The sequence below is a fragment of the Collinsella aerofaciens genome (assembly GCF_032584215.1).
GTDB lineage: Bacteria > Actinomycetota > Coriobacteriia > Coriobacteriales > Coriobacteriaceae > Collinsella.
On the sequence record NZ_JAWHPN010000001.1, the window covers coordinates 13727 to 37081 of the forward strand.

The 23355-nt window shown below is 59.3% G+C and carries 22 protein-coding genes; 14 read left to right on the plus strand and 8 right to left on the minus strand.

Annotated features, from left to right (window positions below; genetic code table 11):
• Positions 1 to 28: 28 nt before the first annotated feature.
• The 3 genes from RX395_RS00065 to RX395_RS00075 are packed head-to-tail and all read right to left on the minus strand — an operon-like array spanning position 29 to position 2009.
• Positions 29 to 727 (minus strand): ABC-2 transporter permease, encoded by a 699-nt coding sequence (locus tag RX395_RS00065; RefSeq protein WP_316364555.1) that lies wholly within the window; start codon positions 725 to 727, stop codon positions 29 to 31.
• Positions 724 to 1605: an ABC transporter ATP-binding protein gene (locus RX395_RS00070; protein WP_118333974.1), complete on the minus strand. Its 882-nt coding sequence runs from the start codon at positions 1603 to 1605 to the stop codon at positions 724 to 726. Before RX395_RS00070 ends, RX395_RS00065 begins: the two co-directional genes overlap by 4 nt.
• Before the next feature lie 23 nt (positions 1606 to 1628).
• Positions 1629 to 2009: a GntR family transcriptional regulator gene (locus RX395_RS00075; protein ID WP_117640582.1), complete on the minus strand. Its 381-nt coding sequence runs from the start codon at positions 2007 to 2009 to the stop codon at positions 1629 to 1631.
• Between the two features lie 215 nt (positions 2010 to 2224).
• Here RX395_RS00075 and RX395_RS00080 point away from each other — a divergent pair, with 215 nt between their 5' ends.
• From RX395_RS00080 to RX395_RS00090, 3 genes are all read left to right on the plus strand, one after another.
• On the plus strand, positions 2225 to 3838 hold the full coding sequence (locus RX395_RS00080) for a peptide chain release factor 3 (protein ID WP_316364558.1): 1614 nt from the start codon (positions 2225 to 2227) through the stop codon (positions 3836 to 3838).
• A gap of 156 nt (positions 3839 to 3994) precedes the next feature.
• A complete protein-coding gene (locus tag RX395_RS00085; protein WP_233539975.1) occupies positions 3995 to 4717 on the plus strand; it encodes a VUT family protein in 723 nt (240 codons plus the stop codon).
• A 9-nt stretch (positions 4718 to 4726) separates the two neighbouring features.
• Positions 4727 to 5407: an SDR family NAD(P)-dependent oxidoreductase gene (locus tag RX395_RS00090; RefSeq protein ID WP_316364561.1), complete on the plus strand. Its 681-nt coding sequence runs from the start codon at positions 4727 to 4729 to the stop codon at positions 5405 to 5407.
• A 50-nt stretch (positions 5408 to 5457) separates the two neighbouring features.
• Here RX395_RS00090 and RX395_RS00095 read toward each other — a convergent pair whose 3' ends face one another.
• Positions 5458 to 6183, minus strand: a complete 726-nt coding sequence (locus RX395_RS00095; protein ID WP_117817265.1) for a uracil-DNA glycosylase — start codon at positions 6181 to 6183, stop codon at positions 5458 to 5460.
• Between the two features lie 88 nt (positions 6184 to 6271).
• Positions 6272 to 7174: a DMT family transporter gene (locus RX395_RS00100; protein WP_117817266.1), complete on the minus strand. Its 903-nt coding sequence runs from the start codon at positions 7172 to 7174 to the stop codon at positions 6272 to 6274.
• Positions 7175 to 7332: 158 nt separating this feature from the next.
• Between RX395_RS00100 and RX395_RS00105 the strand changes: the two genes are divergently transcribed.
• Complete coding sequence (locus RX395_RS00105; protein ID WP_316364565.1) at positions 7333 to 8199, plus strand: LysR family transcriptional regulator; 867 nt, start codon at positions 7333 to 7335, stop codon at positions 8197 to 8199.
• 29 nt (positions 8200 to 8228) lie between these two features.
• Here the strand turns inward: RX395_RS00105 and RX395_RS00110 are convergent, their stop codons facing one another.
• Positions 8229 to 9611: an MATE family efflux transporter gene (locus RX395_RS00110; RefSeq protein WP_316364566.1), complete on the minus strand. Its 1383-nt coding sequence runs from the start codon at positions 9609 to 9611 to the stop codon at positions 8229 to 8231.
• Between the two features lie 190 nt (positions 9612 to 9801).
• Between RX395_RS00110 and RX395_RS00115 the strand changes: the two genes are divergently transcribed.
• Complete coding sequence (locus tag RX395_RS00115; RefSeq protein ID WP_316364568.1) at positions 9802 to 10617, plus strand: putative RNA methyltransferase; 816 nt, start codon at positions 9802 to 9804, stop codon at positions 10615 to 10617.
• Between the two features lie 128 nt (positions 10618 to 10745).
• Here RX395_RS00115 and RX395_RS00120 read toward each other — a convergent pair whose 3' ends face one another.
• Positions 10746 to 11147 carry a hypothetical protein gene (locus RX395_RS00120; RefSeq protein ID WP_273375992.1) on the minus strand — a complete coding sequence of 134 codons (402 nt, stop codon included), beginning with the start codon at positions 11145 to 11147 and terminating at the stop codon, positions 10746 to 10748.
• Between the two features lie 435 nt (positions 11148 to 11582).
• On the opposite strand from RX395_RS00120, the gene RX395_RS00125 reads away from it, so the two are divergent.
• Complete coding sequence (locus RX395_RS00125) at positions 11583 to 12287, plus strand: class I SAM-dependent methyltransferase (RefSeq protein ID WP_316364570.1); 705 nt, start codon at positions 11583 to 11585, stop codon at positions 12285 to 12287.
• A 48-nt stretch (positions 12288 to 12335) separates the two neighbouring features.
• Here RX395_RS00125 and RX395_RS00130 read toward each other — a convergent pair whose 3' ends face one another.
• Positions 12336 to 12632 (minus strand): hypothetical protein, encoded by a 297-nt coding sequence (locus RX395_RS00130; protein WP_117776030.1) that lies wholly within the window; start codon positions 12630 to 12632, stop codon positions 12336 to 12338.
• Between the two features lie 77 nt (positions 12633 to 12709).
• Here RX395_RS00130 and RX395_RS00135 point away from each other — a divergent pair, with 77 nt between their 5' ends.
• The 8 genes from RX395_RS00135 (at position 12710) to RX395_RS00170 (ending at position 23285) form a co-directional block, all read left to right on the plus strand.
• Positions 12710 to 13198, plus strand: coding sequence for a GNAT family N-acetyltransferase (locus tag RX395_RS00135; RefSeq protein ID WP_316364572.1), 489 nt, complete (start codon positions 12710 to 12712; stop codon positions 13196 to 13198).
• Positions 13199 to 13503: 305 nt separating this feature from the next.
• Positions 13504 to 15507, plus strand: coding sequence for a translation factor GTPase family protein (locus RX395_RS00140; RefSeq protein ID WP_316364574.1), 2004 nt, complete (start codon positions 13504 to 13506; stop codon positions 15505 to 15507).
• 93 nt (positions 15508 to 15600) lie between these two features.
• Positions 15601 to 16719: an ATP-binding protein gene (locus tag RX395_RS00145; protein WP_316364576.1), complete on the plus strand. Its 1119-nt coding sequence runs from the start codon at positions 15601 to 15603 to the stop codon at positions 16717 to 16719.
• Positions 16712 to 19225, plus strand: a complete 2514-nt coding sequence (locus tag RX395_RS00150; protein ID WP_457921680.1) for an excinuclease ABC subunit UvrA — start codon at positions 16712 to 16714, stop codon at positions 19223 to 19225. The genes RX395_RS00145 and RX395_RS00150 overlap by 8 nt, the downstream gene beginning before the upstream one ends.
• A gap of 255 nt (positions 19226 to 19480) precedes the next feature.
• Entirely contained in the window at positions 19481 to 20116 is a 636-nt protein-coding gene (locus tag RX395_RS00155; protein ID WP_117778936.1) for a recombinase family protein, read from the plus strand.
• 167 nt (positions 20117 to 20283) lie between these two features.
• Positions 20284 to 21096 carry an FxLYD domain-containing protein gene (locus RX395_RS00160; protein ID WP_118333956.1) on the plus strand — a complete coding sequence of 271 codons (813 nt, stop codon included), beginning with the start codon at positions 20284 to 20286 and terminating at the stop codon, positions 21094 to 21096.
• A gap of 72 nt (positions 21097 to 21168) precedes the next feature.
• Entirely contained in the window at positions 21169 to 21885 is a 717-nt protein-coding gene (locus tag RX395_RS00165; RefSeq protein ID WP_316364581.1) for a DUF4230 domain-containing protein, read from the plus strand.
• Between the two features lie 11 nt (positions 21886 to 21896).
• On the plus strand, positions 21897 to 23285 hold the full coding sequence (locus RX395_RS00170) for an EcsC family protein (protein ID WP_316364584.1): 1389 nt from the start codon (positions 21897 to 21899) through the stop codon (positions 23283 to 23285).
• Positions 23286 to 23355 lie beyond the last annotated feature (70 nt).

The following is a 23355-nucleotide window of genomic DNA, read 5'->3' on the forward strand; positions in this document are numbered from 1 at the left end:
CGTCCTTCGTGGATTGAGGCTCGCGTGGCTACAGGTCGCGTACTCGATAAACCTTGGTGCTGACGGTGCAGCTGATTGCACATAGCGCGAGGGCCAGCACGGCAATTCCTGCGCACAGACAGCCCAGAACGGCAGGATCGGGATTCGCTCCGGCAATCGACATGAGCCCGTTGCTGATGGGGTTGGAGGAGCTCAGCGTGGCCATGGCAAGGCACCCGAGCAGGGCAAACAGGGCAACGGATAGGCGCAGCGCCTCCATGTGTCCAAATCGGAAGAACAGCGGCTGTGTCAAGAATACCATCATGAGGGAGATGAGCATCGATGCCGCCGAGGCGGTTGCGATTTCAAAGATCGTCTGGCATGTCGAAGGGATGCCCATGGGGTCGAAGAGCGGAAGGGCGAGGATGTTCAGAAGCGTAGCCGCGCACGCCATGACGACCGAGAAGATAACGATGCACAGGTAGCGTGCGCAAATAATGTCTTTGCGCGAGAAGGGCAACGTTGCTCGATAACGCTCCCAGCCGTTTTGGTTATCGTAGCCAGCTAGCGAGTTCATGATTATGATGGGCGACATTGCGCTGACCGCACAGGCGCCGGCGCTCATGCCGGAATCGCCGTCTGTCGCGTTGGCAAGGGTCAATACGACGAAGATGAACAGGCCGACGCCCGCGATGCTCGGGACAAGCGTGCGGACGATGGCGAGCTCAGACATAAAGGCGCGTTTCATTTCGAAGCCCCTTTCAGTATGAGGCGAAGATAGTCATCAATGGTTGCCCGGTCGCAGGGAATCTCGGGGAAGGCCTCGAGCGCCTCGCGACGGTTGGGTACGAGCACGTCCACGCTATAGGCGTGGTGGGCGGCACGGGCGCCTTCGACGCAAGCCATAAGCTCTGCGGCCTGTGCTTGGGTGCAGTGGGCGATGCCGGCTCGGTCGGTAATGTCCTCGCGCGGCAGGTCAAACACAATCGAGCCGTTATCGATGCAGATGACGCGGTCGGCAGTGCGATCGAGGTCGGATGTAATGTGGCTCGAGAGCAGCACGCTGTGCTGGCCGTCGGCGACAAAGGCAAGCAACTCGTCGAGCAGTTCCTCGCGCGCCATGGGATCGAGGCCCGCGGTGGCTTCGTCCAAAACGAGCAGCTTGGCATTGTGGCTGAGCGCACAGGCGAGCTGCAGCTTCATGCCCATGCCGCGGGAGAGGTCCTTGACCTTCGTCTTGGGATCGAGGCCAAATCGGTCGATGAATCCGGCGAACGTTTCGCAGCTCCACGTGGGGTATGCCGGGCCTACGAGCTTCTCGACCTGGCCCACCTTGAGCGTGGAGGGGAAGGGGCACGTGTCCAGGACAAGCCCGATGCGGGAGCGCAGGTGGCGCTGCGTCTCGTCGGGCGCGTTGGCGTCGCAGCGCTGTCCAAGCAGATGCACCTCGCCGGCATCGGGCTTTATAAGCCCAAGCGCGGCGCGAATGGTCGTCGTCTTGCCGGCGCCATTTGCGCCCACAAAGCCAACGATCTGGCCGGGCTCCACGGCAAGCGTGACGTCGCGCAGTGAAAAGCGGTCGCTCACGCGGCGCGATACACCTTTAAGTTCTAGCAACTTTTGCATGGTATAGCCTTTCTTGCAGATGGTTACTGCATGGTTTCGGGGGCTACGAGGTCGAGCATCTCGTGCAGCTTGTCGCGCGTGACGCCCAAGGCTTCGGCTTGGCTCGCCGCTTTCGCAAGCAGCTCTTCGATATGGCAGAGCTGATTTTCGCGCAAGAGTTCTTGGTTGCCCTCGGCGACAAAACAGCCCTTGCCCTGCACGGTGCAGATAAAGCCGAGTTGCTCCAGGTCGGCGTAGGCGCGCTTGGTGGTGATGACACTCACGCCAAGATCGCTCGCGAGTGCACGGATGCTGGGGAGTTTGGCTCCCGCAGCGAGCGCGCCCGAAAGGATCTGAGCTTTGACTTGCGAGGCTATTTGCTCGTAGATGGGCTTGTCGCTCGAATTGGATAGGATGATGTCCACAGCGGCTCCTTAGCTGTTGGGCTACACGTGTATATAACCGGTAAGCACAGTATATATACACTATGTACAGTTACGCAAGAGACAAATTCGGATTGGGCCGGCTACCCAGGCCCCAACTGATGAATTTGTCCTGATAGGCGCCCTAGAGCGGGATTTCGCGGCTACAATAGTGCGGTTACAACGACGTAATGCACTCAATGCAAGAAAGGATCCGCATGGCAAGCCTGTCGGATGAAATCTCGTCGCGCCGCACATTCGCGATCATCAGCCACCCGGACGCCGGTAAGACCACGCTTACCGAGAAGCTGCTGCTCTATACCGGCAGCATCCAGACTGCCGGTTCGGTCAAGGGCAAGAGCTCGGCCAAGCACGCCGTCTCGGACTGGATGGACATCGAGAAGGAGCGCGGCATTTCCGTTACCTCCTCGGTGCTGCAGTTCACCTATAATGGCGCCTGCGTCAACATCCTCGATACCCCCGGCCACCAGGACTTCTCGGAGGATACCTACCGTACCCTTATGGCCGCCGACGCCGCAGTCATGGTCATCGACGGCGCTAAGGGCGTCGAGGCCCAGACCAAAAAGCTCTTTAGGGTCTGTACGCTGCGCCACATTCCCATCTTCACCTTTGTGAATAAGCTCGACCACGAGGCTCGCGATCCGTTTGAGCTCATGGAAGAGATCGAGAACGTCCTGGGTATCAATACGTATCCCATGAACTGGCCGATCGGCAGTGGTCGCAACTTCCGTGGCGTGTTCGACCGTCAGACTCGTCGCGTCATTGCCTTTGAGGGCGACGGTCATGCCAACGCCACCAAGAAGGTCGCCGAGGTCGAGGCCGAGCTGGGCGATCCTTCCATGGACGAGCTCATCGGCGAGGAGAACCACAAGAACCTGATGGACGACATCGAGCTGCTCGATGGCGCCGGCGACGAGCTCGACTTGGATGCTGTGGCCTGCGGCAAGCTGAGCCCGGCGTTCTTTGGCTCGGCGCTCACCAACTTTGGTGTGGAGCCCTTCCTCAAGGAGTTCCTGCGCCTGGCCCCGACGCCGCGCGCCTATATCGATACGCTCACCAGCGAGCCGGTCGATCCCTGCCGCGACGACTTTAGCGGCTTTGTGTTTAAGATCCAGGCCAATATGGACAAGAACCACCGAGACCGCATCGCCTTTGTGCGCATTTGCTCGGGCAAGTTCGAGCGTGGCATGGACGCCTTCCACGTGCAGGGCAACCGTAAACTCAAGCTTGCCACGGGCACGTCGATGATGGCCGATGACCGCGCCATCGTGGACGAGGCATACGCGGGCGATATCGTGGGCCTGTTCGATCCGGGTATCTTTAGCATCGGTGACACCGTGTGCTCTGGCAAGCGCCATGTGCAGTATCCGCAGATCCCGACGTTTGCCCCCGAGATGTTCGCCCGCATTACGCAGGTCGATACGCTCAAGCGCAAGCAGTTTGTGAAGGGCATGGAGGAGCTTGCCCAGGAGGGCGCCATCCAGATCTTCCGCGAGCTGGGTGCCGGCATGGAGAGCGTCATCGTGGGCGTGGTCGGCGTACTGCAGTTTGAGGTGCTCGAGCGCCGCCTTAAGGCCGAGTACCGTGTTGAGGTTCGTCGCCAGCCGCTGCCCTATACGGACATTCGCTGGATCCAGAACGACCCTGATACCATTGACATTCCGGCTCTTTCGCTCACGCGCGACACCCTGCGCGTCGAGGACATGCGCGGCGGTAAGCTGCTGCTGTTCACGAGCCCGTGGAACGTGGATTGGGCAACTGACCACAACCCCGACCTTATCCTGTCGGAGTTTGGCAACGTGGCCTTTTAGCGCATCGGCGCGGTGGCCCTGCGGGGCTGCCGCGCCGTTTACTTGCCTGATGCCGTATGAGCGGCTATCATACCCACCGTCGTCTCAAGACCGGGGCGTCCGAGCAGTTCGGGTCCGATATCCTGCTCGTTAAACCTAAAACCAAAGGAGTACATAATGATCAAGAAGGTCATGGAGGACTACAAGGTCCTGTTGCGGAGCATTCCCGCGGCAACGGTTTCGCTGTTTTTCGTGAGCGTCATCATGATGAACCTACTGGCCAACAAAGAGCTCATCAGCCTGCCGTATCTGGCACTCGATTGCGGCTTTGTGGTGAGCTGGGTTTCGTTTTTGTGCCAGGACATGATCTGCAAGCGCTTTGGCGCCAAGGCATCCATCAAAATCTCTATCCTCGCGCTGCTGGTCAACCTGGCCGTGAGCCTGTGCTTTTGGGCATGCTCGCTCACGCCCGGCATGTGGGGCGCCTACTACGACACGGGCATGATCGAGGTCAACAGCGCCCTTAACGCCACCATTGGCGGCACCTGGTACGTGGTGCTGGGCTCTTCGCTGGCAATGCTCGTTTCTGCCGTGGTTAACTCCACGCTCAACCAGTCGCTCGGCCGTATGCTCAAAAAGAATAACTTTGCGAGCTTCGCCTTCCGCTCCTATGTGTCCACGGGTGTTGGCCAGTTTGTCGACAACCTGGTCTTTGCCATTGTGGTGAGCCACACGTTCTTTGGTTGGACCTGGGTGCAGGTTCTTATGTGCTCGCTGACCGGCGCTGTTGCCGAGCTGCTGTGCGAGGTCTTCCTGAGCCCCGTGGGCTACAAGGTCGTGCGCGGCTGGGAGCGCGAGAACGTGGGCGCCGAGTACCTCGAGCGTCACGCAACCGCCTAAGGAGCAAGCATGCGGGTTTTGATCACGGGCGCTTCGGGCGGTATCGGAGCCGCGTGCGTGCAGCGCTTTTTGGACGAGGGCCACGAGGTCGTGGGCTTTGATCTGCTGCCGGCGGCGATCGAACACGAGCGCTACCGCCATCTGATCGTTGATGTCCGCGAGCCGGACTCGTTTCCAGTTGACCTTGAACCCCAGGTAATCGTGAACGTTGCCGGTACGCAGGATTCGGCCGACGACATTGCCGCCAACCTGCGTGGCACCATCAACGTGACTGAGCGCTACGCCTTTGTGGGGGAGGGGCTTGCCGCCAAGCCGGCGCCGGCTATCAAATCCGTGGTCAATGTGGGGTCGGCGAGCGGACATACGGGATCGGAGTTTCCCGCCTATGCCGCCAGCAAGGGCGGCGTTATCGCCTACACCAAGAACCTTGCAAACCGCCTAGCACCGCAGGCCATCGCCAACAGTGTGGACCCGGGCGGCGTTATCACGCCGCTCAACCGTTGCGTGATGGAAGACGAGCACCTGTGGAACCAGATTATGGAGCTCACGCCGCTTAAGCGCTGGGCTACCGCCCAGGAGATCGCTGAGTGGATCTACTTTGTGGGCGTGACCAACCGTTTTATGACCGGGCAGAGCCTGCTGATCGATGGCGGCGAGGCCGGCCGCACACAATTTATTTGGCCCGAATAGGAAACGCGCCCGATGGAAAGCCGTCGGGCGCGTTTTTGATGTACCGGTTTTTATCCGAGGCAAGTCCAGTTGACGGGGGTCGAGCCGTGCTGTTCGAGTAGCCGATCAGCTGCCGAGAAGGGGCGCGACCCCATAAAAGCGGGGAGTTCTGCCGTGGCACGGTTTGCCGAAAGCGGCGAGGGGTGCGTAGAGGCCAGACAGAACTTGCCGGTTGCCTTTCCCGCGCCGGTCGCGGCAAGCTTGCCCTCGACCATCTGCTGGGCAAAGCGACCCCATGCCAAAAAGACTACCGGCTGGGGCAGCTGGCAGCAGCGCTCGATGACGTAGTCGGTCAGGGTGCTCCAGCCCAGCTTGGCGTGCGAATTGGCGGCATGCTCGCGCACGGTGAGTGTGGTGTTGAGGAGCAGGACGCCCTGTTGTGCCCATGGGGTTAGGTCTCCCGTGGCGGGAATGGGGCAACCCAGATCGGCGTTGAGTTCCTTATAGATGTTGCGCAGGCTCGGCGGCAGCTTGGTTTGCGTCGCGGGGACCGAGAACGAAAGCCCCATGGCCTGGTTGGGTCCGTGATAGGGGTCTTGACCCAAGATGACAACTTTGGCTTGGTCTGCCGGCGTGTAGACGAGGGCATTGAGGATGTCGTCTTGTGCCGGGTAGATGGTCTGCTCGGCACGCAAAAGGGCGATGCGCTCGAGCAGCTGGTTCGTAGTGTCACGTACCGGCTGCGGCGCATCGCCCAACCAGGTTGCTATGTTGCGGTCGCGAGTTGCGGTGTCCATGGGGCTCCTTTATGGCAGATACTCTGTTGGTATCTATTGTAAAGGCGCACCGATTGCCTTTATGCCGCGGCTGTATGAAGAGTGGGGTCTACGAGACGCGCTCGGTCGCTCCTGCCATGTGAGCGTGTCCTTGCGAGCGAAGGCACGGGAGCTCGACGGTTGCCACCATCACGCCGGTGAGGATGAGGGCGGCGCCAAAGAAGGCGATGGGGCTCAGGACCTCGCCGACCAGAAAGAACGAGAAGACAGCGGAGCAGACCGGCTCGAGCGAGAAGGCGAAGCCGGTGGTCTCGGCGGGCACGTGGGGCTGCACGAGCGTTTGGGTGATAAAGCCATAGGCAGAGCAGATGAGCGCGAGTGCGACGACGACCGCGACCTCGCTCGGCGTGCTGGGAAGCGTAAAGCCGCCAAAGGCAAATGCGGCGATGCCCGAGAACAGGCCGCCAAAGCCCAGCTGCCAAACGCCCAGAGCCAGCGGGTCGACATCTTCGACAAAGCGCTTCGCCACAATGATATGGCCGGCATAGACAAAAGCGGAGAGCAGCATGATGATCGCGCCGGGATTCAGGCTGGTAAAGTCGGCACCCGAGAGCAGCAGCATACCGCAGGTGACGATGGCGGTGCCGATGAGTACCTTGCGCTCGGGGGCGCGACGCAGCAGGGCGGCGTTGGCAAACGGCACGATCACGACCGTCAGGCTCTGCAAAAAGCCGGCGGTGGAGGCGGAGGTAAGGCTGGAGCCCAAGCACATGCAGGTGAGCTCGGTTGCCATGATGGCGCCGATGATGGCGGCGCGAACCATCAGGTCGCGGTTAATGCGCAGCGCGTGCTTGTGGAAGAGCAGCAGGCAGGCCACAAAGGCGATGATGCAGCGCAGCGCAACGATGCTCGTGGCGTTCATGCTGTCCATGCCGATCTTCATGAGGGGGTACGAAAAGCCCCATGCGACGGGAACGGAAAATGAGAGCGCGATTGCTTTTTTGCGATCCATGGGACTCCTTTTGTTACAGAACGGTTTCGCAAAAAGGATTCTGCTCCCAGATGTGGATGTAGTAAAGCGAATGTATCTTCAGTATGATTAAGAAATACTAATGTTGCTAGAAAAAGCGCTGGCAAAACGTTTTACGGCTACATCGATGTGGAGGCACGATGGCATCGCGATATCAGATTGTATGTATGGTGGTCGATTGCGGCAGCCTGAAACGTGCGGCCGACGAGCTGGGCTATACGCAAAGTGCGGTGAGCCAGGCTGTCAAGGCGCTCGAGCGCGAGTTGGGCACCACGATTATCGAGCGCGGCAAGCAGGGCGTGTCGCTTACGCGCGACGGCAAACAGTACCTGCCGTATCTGCGCCAGATCGTAACGGCCGAGGCTGAGCTTGAGGGCAAGCGCCAGGAGCTGCTGGGGTTTTCGTCGACTGACATTCGCATTGCGACGTTTACCAACGTGAGCCGCACCGTGTTGCCGCGCGTGATCCGCGACTTTGGGGCCCTGCATCCGGGCGTGCACTTTACCCTCAAGCAGGGCGATTACACGCGCAACGCCCAGTGGGTGCACGATGGCATGGTTGACTTTTGCTTTACGGCACGTGGATTTACCGCGGGGCTCCAGAAGCGCGTGGTCTATCACGACGAGTTGGTAGCATTGTTGCCGGCCACGCATCCGCTGGCGGCAAAGGAAAAGGTGACACTCGCCGACCTAGCGTCCGAGCCGTTTGTGCTGCTGGATGAGGGTGAACAGAGCCTGGTGCTCGATGCATTTGCGGCGCATGGGCTGTCGCCGCACGTGACAAGTGAGGTTACCGACGACTACACCATTATGGCGATGGTGGAGGAAGGCCTTGGCGTGAGCATGCTCTACCGCCGTACCGTCGAGGGCATGCAGGCTGATATTTGCGTGCGCCCCATCGTGCACGCTCCCTCGCGTGATGTGGTGGCGGCTTGGCGCAGCTGGGACACCATGCCTATCGCCACGAGGCGCTTTATCGATTATATGAGCTCGCATATCGTGAGCTAGTTGCCGATGCGCCACCTTGTTGGATGTGTCTAGCGCGTCCCGGTCTTGGCTTGCGTCAGACGGTAGGTGCGTGCCGGGTGACAGAGCAATACCGCCACGACCATAAAGAACGCCGTGGTGCCCAGGCTGATGGGGTAGACCATCATGATGTTCGCAAAGGTGCGGAAGTTCGGGAACACGCAGAACACCCAATAGAAGCGGATGCCGCAGACGCAGATCATGGTGATGAGGGCGGGCATGAGCGAGATGCCAAAGCCGCGCAGGTAACCGGACATGTTTTCGTAGAACATGCTAAAGGCGTATGCCGGGAAGATCGAGCACACGCGGATATAGCCGATCGAGACGATGTTGGGATCGCTGTTAAAGAGCGCCAGGATCTCGCGCCCCAGACCGACGATGATGACGATGGTGGTGAGCGCAACGATACCGCCTTCGACCAGGCAGACCTTGAGCGTTTTGGTGCAGCGGTCGATCTGGCGGGCACCGTGGTTTTGTCCCACAAAGGTGGTGCAGGCCTGGCTAAAGCTGTTGAGCAGGTTGTAGCACACGTACTCCAAGCTCATGGCAGCGCTCGATGCCGCCATGACCTCGGTGCCCAGGCTGTTGATGGCGGACTGGATGATGATGTTGGCGACGGCAAAGACAGCGCTTTGGATGCCGGCGGGCAGGCCTATTCTGACGATGCGCTTGAGGGCGACGGGGTCGATGGCCAGGTCGCGCGGGGTGACACGGACGACAGAGTCGGTCTTGAGCAGGCGGATAAAGAGCGTAGCGGCGCTGGCGGTGTAGGCGATGGCGGTGGCGATAGCGACGCCCGCGACGCCCCAGTGGAGTACGGGGACAAAGATGAGGTCCAGGCCAATGTTGAGGACGGTGGACACGGCAAGCGCCTGCAGCGGCATGCGGGTGATGCCGACGGAGCGGAAGATTGCGGCCTCAAAGTTGTAGAGCAAGATCGAGGGCATGCTGAGCAAAAAGACGCGCAGGTAGAGCGATGCGAGCGGCATGGTTTCGTCAGGGACGTTGAGCGCGGCGAGCATGGGCTCGGCAAAGATCTCGCCCAGCGCGATGACGACAAAGCCCACGAGTGCCATCAGAATCGAGGTATGGACGGCGCGCTTGACCATGTTCTGATCGTTGCGGCCGATGGCGTTGGCGATGACCACATTGGAGCCAAGCGACAGCCCAATAAACAGGTTGATCATAAGACTGGTAAGCGGAACATTGGAGCCGACCGCCGCCATGGCGAGGGTTCCCTGGTCGCCCGAGAAGTTACCGATGATGACCGTGGCGATGAGGTTCGACAGCTGCTCTAAGATGCTCGTGGCAGCCACGGGGAAGGCGAACAGGGGAATATTGCGCCACAGCGAGCCGGTAGTCATGTCGATGTGCTTAGATGCGGTGTCAGCCATGCGCTCTCAATCTCTAACATGCTCATTCGTGCTTATTTGTGCAGACGATGATACTCCTAATCGACTAGTCGGCACTTAGGGACGTTCCTTTTCTGCCGGCAGCTGGGGACACTCCTTGTCTCTTCTATGACTAGATGGGGAAGGCGTGCGACAATGGTGGGCGTTGTGTTGTCCGCGCTAAGGAGTTGCCATGTTGTTGTGTCCCGTTTGCCATGAGCCGTTGGTGGACGACGAGCGCGGTGCTGCATGCGCGGGCGGACACCGGTTTGACCGTGCGCGCGAGGGCTATCTATATCTGCTGCGCTCGTCCAAGAGCGGCGACTCCATGGGCGATCCCAAGTCGCAGGCGCGCAGTCGTCGCGACTTTTTGAACCGCGGCTACTACGCGCCGTTGCGCGATGCGATGGTCGAGCTGGTGCGCGAGCAGGCGTCTGAGCGTGCGGCGTCTACGGGCGGCCCCATGACCTTGCTCGATATTTGCTGTGGCGAGGGCTACTACACGAGCGCTATGGGCGCGGTGCCGGACGTGGATGCTTACGGTTTCGACCTGGGCAAGGAGATGGTGCGCCTGGCCGCCAAGCGCGGCGATGCGACCTACTTTGTGGCCAATATGAAGGACATCCCCGTGGCCGATGGCGCCTTCGATATGGTGACCGAGCTCTTCGCTCCCTTTAGCGAGCGCGAGTTTGCCCGCGTGCTGGCGCCAGAGGGCTCGCTCTATTCCGTGGTGCCGGGTGCTCGGCACTTGTTTGGGCTCAAGGAGGTGCTCTACGACACACCGTATCTCAACGATGAGAAGCTGCCGCAGACAACCGAGCTCGAGCTGGTGGGAACGCAGCGGGTGTCTGCGAACATTACGCTCCAGACGCAGGTCGACATTGAAGCGGTGTTCCAGATGACGCCGTACTACTACCGCACGCGTCCCGCCGACAAAGAGCGCCTGGCAAACCTGGACACCCTTCAGACCGATATCGACTTCATCATCGCCGAGTACCGCCACCGCTAACAACCTGCCAAAAAGGGACAGGTTTATTTTGGCAGGTTTTATCTGGGCAAACGCAAAGGGCCGACCGCGGAGATACGCGATCGGCCCTTTTTAGTTGCTTGGCTGCAGAGGCTATGAGAAGCGAGCGCTTACAGGCGGTCCTTGTTCTCGGCCTTGACGGCGTGCGCCTGCTGAACAAAGAACAGGTCGTAGACCACGATGACAAAGGCGCCGATATTGACGGCGCTGCCGCCGAGTGCGGGAAGCGTGAGCACGGCCTGCGCAATCGTGGCGAGTGCGGCAACGATGCCGAGCTTAAACGCGCCATCCACCTGCGAGGGCTTGTTGGCGCCCTTGATGCCCGCAACACCTGCGGCGAGATCGATGAGGCCCTTGGCGATAATCACGGCCGCGGCGAGCATGGCGTTCGACCCGTAGGTGGACTCGAGCTTGCCGGTCGCGATGCCGGCGATTCCAATGACGAGACTGGCGATGCCCAGAACAAAATAAATCAGGGCAAGGATTTTGAGTGTCTTGCGAGCGGCGCTCATAGCTGGTCCTTTCGATGCGGGCGCGGTGAATCTGTCGCACCCAGGTTGCGGCACATATCGTGAAGCACATTGTAGTTCAACGGGGCGATGCATGCGTTTGAAAGCGTCTCTTGCCTGCACGGTCCAACCTTTCAAAAAGGAAAGCTGGACGTAAGTCAAATCGATGGCAGCGTATGCGCGGCACTGCGATGATGAGGCCATGGTAAGAGTTGGACCGAAGGAGGAGCCATGATGTACGGAGCAGGGCAAGTGCGTGAGCCGCGGTCGTTGGGAAGGCGCATGGGTGATTCTGTGATCGCTGCCGTGTGCACGGGATTGATGGCGGTGCTTTGCATTGGGATGCTGTGGACCATGTCGCGTGTGGGACAATAGCGGACGGTTGGGTGCCAACTGAGGTGGCGCTCACGTATTCGTTTTGCTTGCTAAGGAGTGTCCATGGGCGTCGTCGATCCCTTTTCTGTTGCTCGGGCTGCTGGGCTCGAGCTCGTGCGGACGTCCGAGGGCCTTACGCTCACCGACGGCACGATGGAGTTGCGTGCCGATTTTGGCCGCATGCTTCCACGGCTCAAGCAGGGTCGTCTGCAGCAAGAGCTACTGGTGAAGGCTGCGCGCACAAAAGGCATCGAGCAACCATGGGCGATTGATGCCACAGCAGGCTTTGGCGAGGATTCGCTGCTGCTGGCTGCCGCGGGTTTTGCGGTCGATTTGTATGAGCAGGATTGCGTGATCGCGGCGCTCCTCCAGGATGCCCTGGATCGCGCGGCAGATGATCCGGCGCTTGCGGCCGCCGTGGCGCGCATGCACTTACATGCGGGCGAGGACAGCATTGCCGGTCTTCGCCATACGGCCGAGCTGATCGAGCGGGGCGAGCTCGCGGCTCCCGACGTGGTGTATCTGGACCCCATGTTTCCCGAGCGCACCAAGAGCGCGGCGGTCAAAAAGAAGTTCCAGCTCTTGCACCATTTGGAGCAGCCGTGCGCCGATGAGGAAACGCTGGCCGAAGCTGCGCTTGCGGTGCGCCCACGCAAGGTCGTTATCAAGCGGCCGGTGAAGGGGCCGCTGCTTGCCGGCGTTAAGCCGAGCTATCAACTTGCGGGCAAGGCCGTTCGCTACGATGTTTTGGTGCCGCCGCGCCCGTAGCTTGCGTGCGATGGTTGGCGCTCCGTCAACACCGTGCCGATGCGGGGTCTATTTCCAAGGGTGCGACGTCAGATGCCACCCGCCACAGTATTCGCATTTGTAGCAGGCCAAACCGCGCCGTCCGCGGTTTTCGCAGTCGGCCATAACTGCCTCGGCCTCGGCGCGCGTGTCGTAACGGTTTTTACGCTCGCACGACTTGTAGCGCCAGGCTTCATCGCGCTCGGCGTCCAGGGCGTCGCGGCGCTCGTCCTCGCGCACAAACAGGTCGCTCATATCGCCGCCGGTGGCAGCGCCCAAAAACTCGCTCTTTGCCTTTGACCAGGCGGCTCGCTTTTTGCTCCCCATCTGCTTCGCGCCCCTCTCCATACGTTGGTATCATTGCTCAATCAAAGTGATACCAATAAACGTGAGGTCGCCGCGCGATGATCAGAAAAACCCTCGATACCGACATTCCCGCCGTCATGGCCATCTATGACACCGCCCGCGCCTTTATGCGCGCACATGGCAACGCCACGCAGTGGCCCGAGGGCACGCCTTCGGCCGAGCAGTTGGCTGCCGATATCGCCGCCGATGGCAGCTATGTGTGCGAAGTCGACGGTCACGTGGTGGCGACGTTTGCCTTTTTACCGGGTCCGGACGAGTGCTATGACGTCATTGAGGATGGCACCTGGCGCAGCGACGCTCCATACCATGTGCTACATCGCGTGGCATCCGACGGCACCGTGCACGGTATCGCGGCAGCGATGTTTGCCTTTGCCAAGGAGCACGCCAGCCACTTGCGTATCGACACGCACGAGGACAACTTGCCCATGCAGGGCGTCATCGCCAAGGCCGGGTTTAAGCGCGCCGGTATCGTATATGTGTCGGACGGTACGCCGCGTGTCGCGTTTGATTGGCTGCGCGAGGCGTAGGAGCCAAGGCACGTATCGTCACCCAGCTCAAATAAAAAATGGCCCCGAGTGGGGCCATTTTTGGTAAAACGCGTCGTTGTGGGACTCGCATTGTTACCGCCTCAGATGAGACCGGGCAGACAAAAGGGGAGGTGCCGGCTTTCGCAAGGCGCGAACCTACGAAAATCGCCGCGCGGCAACGCGGGGCGATGAGCTCGGTCGGGGGATAGGGCCCGCTTCGCCCGCCGGCCCGTAAATTGTATCATCCAGTGTGGAGCGTGAACGTCCGTTGCCGCGTGCGATGGGCTTGTAATAAGAGGAGAGCCATGTCGAAGCAAGCGGTCGTTGGAATCTTGGCGCATGTCGATGCCGGCAAGACCACGTTGGCCGAGGCCATGCTGTTCAACGCGGGTCGCATTCGCAAGCGCGGCCGCGTGGACGATGGCGATTCGCATCTGGACACCAACGCGATCGAGCGTGAGCGCGGTATCACGATTTTCTCGTCGCAGGCCGTGCTCGACCACGGCGATACTCACGTCATGCTCGTGGATGCTCCCGGGCATGTCGATTTTTCTGCCGAGGCGGAGCGCACATTGCGCGCGCTCGACTACGCGATTTTAGTTGTGGGCGCTAACGATGGCGTGCAGGGGCACACCGAAACCCTGTGGCGCCTGCTTGCGCGCTATGACATTCCGACGTTCATCTATATCAACAAAATCGATTTGGAGAATCCCGGCCGCGATGTTTTGCTGGCACAGCTTGGGCAGCGTCTTTCCGAAGGCTGCCTGGATGCCAGCGAGCTGCTGGCGGGCGGTGCCGCCTGGGAGGACGCTGCCGCGTTGGACGAGGCGGCGCTCGAGGAGTTTCTCGAGGCGGGCGAGCTTTCCGTCGCAACGCTGTCGCGCATGGTTGTTGAGCGCAAGCTCTTTCCCTGCTTTGCCGGCTCGGCGCTCAAGGACCAGGGTGTGGACAAGCTGTTGGATGGCATATGCGCGCTGATGCGTGAGCATGCGTGGCTCCCGGAGTTTGCTGCGCGCGTCTATCGTGTCAGCCGCGGGGATCATGGCGAGCGCTTGGCTTGGGTTAAAGTGACCGGCGGCATGCTGCGCACCAAGCAGATGATTGACGGACGTTCCGGTGCCGAGGCATGGGAACAGAAGGTCGATCAGGTGCGCATCTATAACGGTGAGAAATACGAGCTTGCCCAGGAAGTTGCTGCTGGCGGCATCTGCGCCGTGACGGGTCTTGCGTACGTTCGCCCAGGGGACGCCCTGGGCGCGGAGCCCGCGGGCGATGCGCCCGTCATTGCGCCAGTCCTCACCTATACGGTGCTGCCGGGCGAACATGACGTCCATGCGGTGTTCAAAGCGCTGACTGAGTTGGCGGACGAAGATCCCATGCTTGGCGTGAGCTGGAATACGCATCTTGAGCAGATTCATTTGCAGTTGATGGGCGTTGTGCAACTCGAGGTCGTGCAGCGGGTGCTGGCCGATCGCTTTGGTCTTACGGTTGGGTTTGAGCCCGGCGGCATTCTCTATAAGGAGACTATCTCGCAGCCGGTCGAGGGCGTGGGCCACTTTGAGCCGCTGCGCCACTATGCCGAGGTGCATCTGCGCCTGGAGCCGTTGCCAGCAGGTTCGGGCGTGCAGTTTGGCACCGTGACCTCGACCGACGAGCTCGATCTTAACTGGCAGCGTCTGGCACTCACCAACGCCATGGAGCGCGACCACCTGGGCGTGCTGACCGGCTCGCCCATCACCGATGTGCGCATTACGCTTACGGGCGGCCGCGCGCATGCCAAACACACCGAGGGTGGCGATTTTCGCCAGGCCACGTACCGCGCGATTCGCCAGGGTTTGATGCAGGCGCGCGAGGCGGGCGCGGCGGTGCTGCTGGAGCCGTGGTACCACTTTGAGCTCGAGGTGCCGGGGGAGTGCGTGGGCCGGGCGCTCTCGGATGCCACGCGCATGGGTGCCGAGTACGAGCCGCCGACGATGGCGGGAGACCGAGCGAAGCTTGTGGGTCGCGTGCCGGCATCCGAGGTGCAGGATTACGCGCTGGAGGTGGCTGCCTACACGAGCGGGCGCGGTCATCTGTACCTGGAGTTCGCCGGTTATGCGGCTTGCCATGATGCCGAGCGCGTAATCGAGACGGCCGCCTATGAGCCCGAGGCCGATCTGCCCAACACGCCCGACTCGGTCTTTTGCTCTCACGGCGCCGGCTACACGGTCAAATGGTATGACGTGCCCGCCGCAGCGCACGTAAAGATCGATCCCGCCACCTTCCGTCCCTGGCGAGCAGCAGACGCCGAGTTTTTCGGCCACATGTGACAAAGGGACAGCCCCTTTGTCACATGCTATTGGTATAACTCAGTATAAGTTGGTATAACTGTTACCAGGGTTTGCCAATCCGAGGAGGCCGATATGAATCCAAATCCCTTTAAGCCCACAGCTGGTAAGCGGCCTCCGATACTCATCGGTCGCGAGTCGGTCGTCGAAGATTTCGAGGAAGGGCTCGATAACGGCGCCGGAGCGCCGGGCGGGCTCATGCTCATTACGGGAAACCGCGGCTGCGGCAAGACGGTTCTCCTGCGGGAGCTGCAACGTCTAGCCAATGAGCGCGGATGGGCGGTTGTCTCCGATTCTGCTTCGCTTGGCTTGTGCGATCGCCTGGCCGACGCGCTTCGCTCGAATAAACCCGTTGTGACGTCAATGGAGTTTGGGCCGTCGTTTGGTCGGATTTCGGTCGAGGCGGCTCGGGCAAAGGGCGAGACGCTACGGGGGCTGGTCAACGAGCGCCTCAAGAAGCTCGGTCCAGGCAAGGGCATACTGTTTGCGATTGACGAGGCACAATCTGCGTCTATCGAGGAACTGGCGGCTCTTGCCGTTCTCTATCAGCAGGTGCTCGGAGATCAGGATGCCACGGGCTTGTCCGATAGCGACCAGCGCGGTCTTGCGCTGGTGTTCGCCGGCTTACCCAGTATGGTTGACGATCTGCTCGAAGAGCCGAGCGTGACGTTTTTGCGGCGTGCCCAGCAGCGTACGCTGGGGGCGATATCTTTGCCCAAGGTGCGCGATTCATTTATCCAGACGGTTAAAGACGCTGGCCTTTGCGTTGACGCGGAGACGGCGGACCTTGCGGCACACAAGAGCATGGGGCATCCCTATATGGTTCAGCTGGTGGGATATTACATGTGGCGCTCTGCTGTCCGGCGTGGCTCGCAGGTCATTGAAGTGTGCGATGTCGAGGCTGGCTACGCCGATGCCATCTCCGAGTTCTACGAAGCGGTCGATGCGCCCCTGTATTACGGGCTGCGCAGTCCACAGCGCCTCTTTATCGAGGCCATGGCGGTTGACGAGGGCAAACCGACGCGCATGGCGGATATCATTGAGCGCTGCGACCGTACCCAGAGCTGGGCGAGTAAATATCGCGCAAGCCTGATTCGCGAGCGCGTCATCGAGGCCGCCGGATACGGCCTTGTGCGGTTTACCGTGCCCATGCTGGGCGAGTACATTCGCGATCGCATTTTATGGCATGAGTAGGGTGATAAAGGTGACGGAACAGAAGATGAGCCCGCAGGCTATCGAGGTGCGTGGTGCGCGCGTCCATAACCTTAAGGACATCGATATCGATATTCCGCTGGGAAGGCTCGTGGGTATTGCCGGCGTATCGGGTTCGGGCAAGAGCTCGCTGGCGCTGGGAGTTCTTTATGCCGAGGGCTCGCGCCGTTACCTGGAGGCGCTCAGCACCTATACCCGCCGTCGTCTGACGCAGGCCGAGCACGCCCAGGTGGACGAGGTGCTGCACGTACCGGCGGCGCTCGCATTGCATCAGCGCCCTAGCGTGCCGGGCGTGCGTTCCACCTTTGGTACCATGACCGAGCTCAACAATAGTCTGCGCCTGCTCTTTAGCCGTTGCGCCCATCACGTGTGCCCGCATTGCGGGGCGCGCGTGGAGCCGAGCCTTAACGTGGCTGCGGGCCTGTCGCTCACGTGCCCCGCATGCGGCCGCGAGTTCTACGCGCCGAGTGCCGAGGATTTGGCTTTCAATAGCGGCGGTGCGTGCCCTACCTGCGGCGGCACCGGTGTCATGCGCGAGGTGGACGAGGCGAGCCTGGTGCCCGACGAGTCAAAGACTATCAATGAAGGCGCAGTGCTTCCCTGGGGCACGCTCATGTGGGACCTGATGAAGCAGGTGGCCGGCGAGATGGGCGTGCGCACCGACGTGCCGTTTAACCAGCTCACGCCTCAAGAGCGCGACATCGTGTTCCATGGTCCGGCGGTTAAGAAGCATATTCTCTACGTTCCCAAAAACGGCGAGGGCGCCACGCCGCTCGACTTCACCTATTACAACGCCGTCTATACGGTCGAGAACGCGCTCGCCAAGGTTAAGGACGATAAGGGCCTCAAACGCGTGGCACGCTTTTTGCGCGAGGGCCCGTGCCGTGATTGCGGCGGCACGCGCCTCTCCGAGGCTGCGCGCCAGCCCCAGGTGCGCGGTATCAATCTGGCGCAGGCCGCGGCCATGACGCTGGGTGAGGCGATTGAGTGGGTGCGCGGGGTGCCCGCATCCTTGCCGGCCGAGATGCAGCCCATGGCAGCGGATATCTGCGATTCGTTTTTGGGCGCGGCCCGTCGTCTGGTCGACCTGGGTCTCGATTACCTTTCACTCGATCGCGCAGGTGCCACGCTCTCCACGGGTGAGCGCCAGCGTGTGCAGCTCGCCCGCGTGGTGCGCAACCGCTCGACGGGCGTGCTTTATGTACTCGATGAGCCTTCGATCGGCTTGCATCCTGCCAATGTCGACGGCCTGGTAGGCGTGATGCGCGACCTGGTGGATGACGGCAACACCGTGGTTGTTGTCGACCACGATACGCGCGTTCTGGCGGAAGCTGACTATCTGGTCGAGATGGGTCCCGTTGCCGGAGCGGGCGGTGGCAATGTGATCGCCGCCGGTACGGTGGGTGAGGTCGAACAATCGCAGGGTAGCCGCATCGCGCCGTTTTTGAGATCGGACTCCAAGCGTTTGCGTCCGCAGGTGACTGACGACGAAATGTTCGACCAGGGCCACATCCGCATGGCGACCGATACCATCCATACCGTCAAGCCGCTCGAAGTCGATATCCCGCGCGGCCGTCTCGTCGCGGTGACGGGCGTTTCGGGTTCGGGCAAGACGACATTGGTACTCGAGACGCTCATCCCGGCGCTCAAGGCGCAGGCAGCCGGCGAGCGCCTGCCCGGGCACGTGCGTTGGGTCGATGCCGAGGGCATCGCGCGCGCCAACCTGATTGACGCCACGCCCATCGGCGCCAACGTGCGCTCGACGGTGGCAACTTATGCCGACATCCATGATGAGCTGCGTCGCGCCTTCGCCCGTACGCCCGAGGCCAAGGCAGCCGGTTACAAGGCGGGTGCCTTTAGCTACAACACTGGCACTCTGCGCTGCCCTACGTGCGATGGCACGGGTTCGATATCGCTCGACGTGCAGTTTTTGCCCGACGTCGAGATCGTCTGCCCGGCATGTCGCGGCTCACGTTATGCAGACGCGGCTTCGCATATCCATCGTGAGGGCAGGGACGGGAGCTTACTGACGTTGCCGCAGCTCATGGACATGAGTGTGGACGAGGCCCTCGACGCCACGCTGGGACTCAAAAAGGTACAGGCGCGCTTGCAGACCTTGCACGACCTGGGCTTGGGTTATCTCACGCTCGGTGAGCCCACGCCGGCGCTTTCGGGCGGCGAGGCGCAGCGTCTTAAGCTTGCGAGCGAGATGGGCCGCGTGCAGGACGATGCCGTATTCGTATTTGACGAGCCCACGATCGGCCTGCATCCGCTCGATGTTCAGGTGTTGCTGGGTGTGTTTGACGGCCTCGTCGCCAAGGGCGCCACGGTTATCGTGATCGAACACGATCTCGACCTTATCCGTAATGCCGATTATGTGATCGATATGGGCCCGGGCGGTGGCGATGCGGGCGGGCGAGTCGTCTGCGCCGGCACGCCGGGCGACATCGCGGCCTACTCCAAGAGCATCACTGGCCGCTATCTCTAACCGAATGAGACAAAGGGACAGTTCCTTTGTCTCATGCCGGCAAAGCCTGTCAGCATCACGCTTTTCTTTTCTAGCCAATTCTGGTAAAAAGCAGTTAATTGCTGTTAAAAGCTAGCATGTTATCGATGTAGCGCTTGAACAGCTTGTGTCTGAGGGCCAAAATGACCTTAGCCCATTCGCGAAATTTGCACGCCCTATAGTGAGTGGGCTCTCGCTTGAGCTGATGCTGCCAAGAGGCGGCCGATAGGGGCAATTATGGACAATCGAATCTTTGGGTATGCGCGTGTTTCTTCCGCAGACCAGAACTTGGATCGCCAGTTGGACGCACTGGGAAGGTTTCCCGTCCAACAGGGTCGGATTTACGCTGACAAGGCAAGCGGTAAGAACTTTAGACGCCCCCAATATCAGCGTCTTCTTCGCAGGTTGCGCGAGGGTGACGTTCTCGTAATCAAAAGTATTGACCGTTTGGGTCGCGATTATCGTGAAGTCCTCGATGAATGGCGACGCATCACGGTGAATAGGCGTGCTGCCATCGTGGTGCTTGATATGCCGTTACTCGATACGCGCGAGCAGCCCGATGGCATCACGGGAACGTTCATGGCGGATCTGGTCCTTCAGATCTTGAGCTATGTGGCGCAGCTAGAGCGCGAAAACATCAAGCAGCGCCAGGCGGAGGGTATCGCGTCGGCGCGCCTGCGTGGCGTGAGATTTGGGAGGCCGGCACTCGAACGCCCAGATAGCTATCGCGATGTCATCAGATCATATGAAGGGGGTGAGGTCACGAGGCGAGAGGCCGCCGCGCTTTTGAACGTTAGCGCATCGACGTTCGACCGTTGGAGGCGGGCGGACGCGACCAGTTTTGACCGTCCGCCGTCTGCCCGTCCTCTTTAGCTAGACATTTTGACGAGGGGAGTTTATTGCACAGAGCTCACTCCTTCCCTCGATGATTATCCAGTTCACGCCCTAGAACCAAATAGTGCCACCGCGTTGCCAATTCGTCTGCTTTTTGACGAGGTGGCTAGATATCGTGTTTTGTTTTGTATTTAAAGGAGGACGAAATGAAAAGGCGTTATGGGATAGCTGCGGCGATCGCGCTATTTGCGACGGTGTTTTGTGGGGCTCTTCTGCTGAGCGGCTGCTCGCAGGCCGAGAAGAAAAACGATGAGCCTGATTATGCCGACGACCGTGCAATGGCCGTGATTGCTCAAGGCTATCAAAAGCGGTCTGATTACCTTGATTCACTGGGAGAGGATGCTGATCTAGGCTCGAATAAAGTGCGAAAAGAGGCAATTAAAACCGAGGTCGATAACGACAAAGAACTCAAAAAGGCGTCATTTAAAGACACTAAGATGCAAGAAGACGTCATCGCCTATCTCAACCTGCTTGATAATCAGCTTGATGTTGTCAAGAAGTACGCGGAATCGGATCCCAAGTACTACGACGAATGGGAAAGGGCCTACGACGCACGATCAGCACAGCTTAAGAAACTGGTTGATCGGTATGACTTGACGGTCGATGACGAGTATCGTGATGCGTTTGACGAGCTGATCAAGAACGGTAGGACCGTAGAGGAGAAGACGCATAATGATGAGGCCATCAACGGTCTGCTCTCATCGGCGACCTTTGAGAAAAGTGACGATGGCTACGGCCTCTATACGTACACCGCAATCGTCGAAAACACCTCCGACATATCGTTCGAAAACGTTTTTCTAAATGTTGCCCTTTACGATGCCGATGGTGTAAGGGCGGAAGAATGCTACGCAGATACATCCGCCTGGGCGCCTGGCGAGAAGGTGAAGTTTGAGGTAATGAGCGAGGTTGACGCTTCGAGGGTTGCACCGACAGTATCGAGTTACAGTGTCAAGGAATAATTCGCGGGAATAGGAAAGAGAGCGCGACCGTTTTCTCCGAACGGTCACGTTTTGCATTAAGCCGTTGACAGAATGATTCGTGCAGCCATGCGCACGATGGAAGATGATGGAAAAGTCGAGCTAATAAAAGAAAGGCGAAACAGGATGGCAAAAACTAACTTGTTTACAACAATAACGCAAAAGCTTGTCTTTGGCGGTTTGCTGGCCGTTACAGCCGTGGCGACTGCCGGGTGCATCTGGATGTATTTGACGCGTAATCCCACAACGATCACCGATGATTCGATTCGTGAGGAGATTACTCCGGTCGTAAAGCTCGTGACGTACGAATATAACTTCACGCAGCTGCTCTCAATTGACGAAGCGGGGAATCCGCTTGGGTGGGAAAACCCCTTTACGTCTAAGCGATATGTCGCAACGATTGACGGCAAGGCTGACATCGGGATCAATGCCGATAAAGTGAAGACTGAAATCAAGCGGGTTGATATGAACGACAAGAGCTCAGAGGTCAAGAGCGTAAAGGTTACATTGCCTCACTTGGAAATCACCTCTTTCTCAACAGACCCCAATACACTGAAGAAATATGTTGAGGACAATGGTTTTCTGAACTGGAATCAAGTGAGTACAGACGATCTGAACGGTTTGTTGAAACAGGCTAAGAAAGAGCAGACCAAGAAGGTCAAAGAGAGCAATATGCTCAAAGAATCTGATGACAGAGCCCGTGGTCTGATCGAAAAACAGGTCAAAGCCCTATGCGGCGACGATGTCGATGTTAACGTTACGTTTAAGTAAGGGTGATTGGCGTGTCGGACAAACAGCAGCAGTTTGTTGAGGCGAAGCTCGAAAAACAGAAGAAGTCCGGTATTGGTTTTTCTTCGCTGGAGAACATAATGACTGGAGCATTTAATGGCGTTGGAAACGCCATTATGGATGTGGTCAAGGAGGCTCAAAAGAAATCGGGTGAATTGGCGGAAGCCGCTAGCCCGTTGGCGGATAATGCGCTTAAAGGTGTTTCGGACTTTGCAAACGGGATTGCTTCTGCAACCGCAGCTGCGGCGAACGAACGCTACAACGCAAAGCGACAAGAGCAACTCGGTCTGTCGTCGACGTTCATCGACGGTAATGGTGATTGGGTGTTGCCCGACCCGTTACTGACCAATCGAGAGCTTGCCGAGCTCGAGGCATTGACTGAGCAATACGAAAAGATGGTGGCGCCTTCAAAACTCAAACAGCTGACCGATAAGGCTGGGTCAAAGATACCGGAAAATCTTCGTGCTACCGTTGGAGATGCGCTCGACGGGCTTACAAGTGAGATTCAGCAACAAGAGCTGTATGCACAGGTTATGAAGCAGGTTGTCGATGGTTTCAAGGTTATCGAGGAGCAAGCTGCCAAGTACAGCGTTACTGAGGCGCAGATTGTTGAGGCCGCAAACACCACTCTTGAAAACGTTACTATCCGTTCGATTGATGAGCTATTCATGCTTCGGAGTTTTGACGTTGCGAAGATTGCGGCAGGTGAGAACGGTAAGCACCTGCTGCTTGCGGCGACCGAGGGCGCGGTGACGGGTGCTCCTGGTTTTGCCGGTCTGCCTTTCAATATCGTATTCAGCATGTTCCTCTATTATCGTGCGGTGCAGTCAGTGGCCATGATGTACGGATTTAACGTTAAAGAAGATCCGGCTGAAATGGTCATTGCGGGCGATGTGTTTTCAAACGCGATGGCTCCGTCTGCAGGTTCTGCTGATGGCATGGCTCTCGCAATCGGTAAGGTGATGCTTGTGGCCGAGATGGAGGGCGTGAAACAGACAGTCAAGAAGGGCTGGACGGCCATGGCGGCACGGGGCGGCGCGGCTATGCTTGTCACGCAGATTCGCGCTCTTGCTAATGTCGCTGCGCGTAAGGCGCTCGAGAATGCCGGTAAGAAGTCGATCGAGAGCAGTGTTTTCAAAAACGTACTCGAGCAAATTGGCAGGAATATCACTCAAAAATCCCTCGGCAAGGCTATTCCCGTATTTGGCGGCGCTGTCGGCGCCTTGTTTGATGTCTCGCAGATGAATCGTGTTTTGCAATATGCCAACATCTTCTACCACAAGCGATTCATCATTGAAAAACAGGAGCGTGTTGCAATACTAGTGGGTATGGAAACGGCCGCTGTGAACGGTGAGGTTGAGGCTTGCGATGCAGAAGGATAGCCGGCCGTGTTCTTCGATGGCGGAGAACTTTGGCGGCGTTTGGTGTAAATCGGTATAGGTAGGGGTGCGG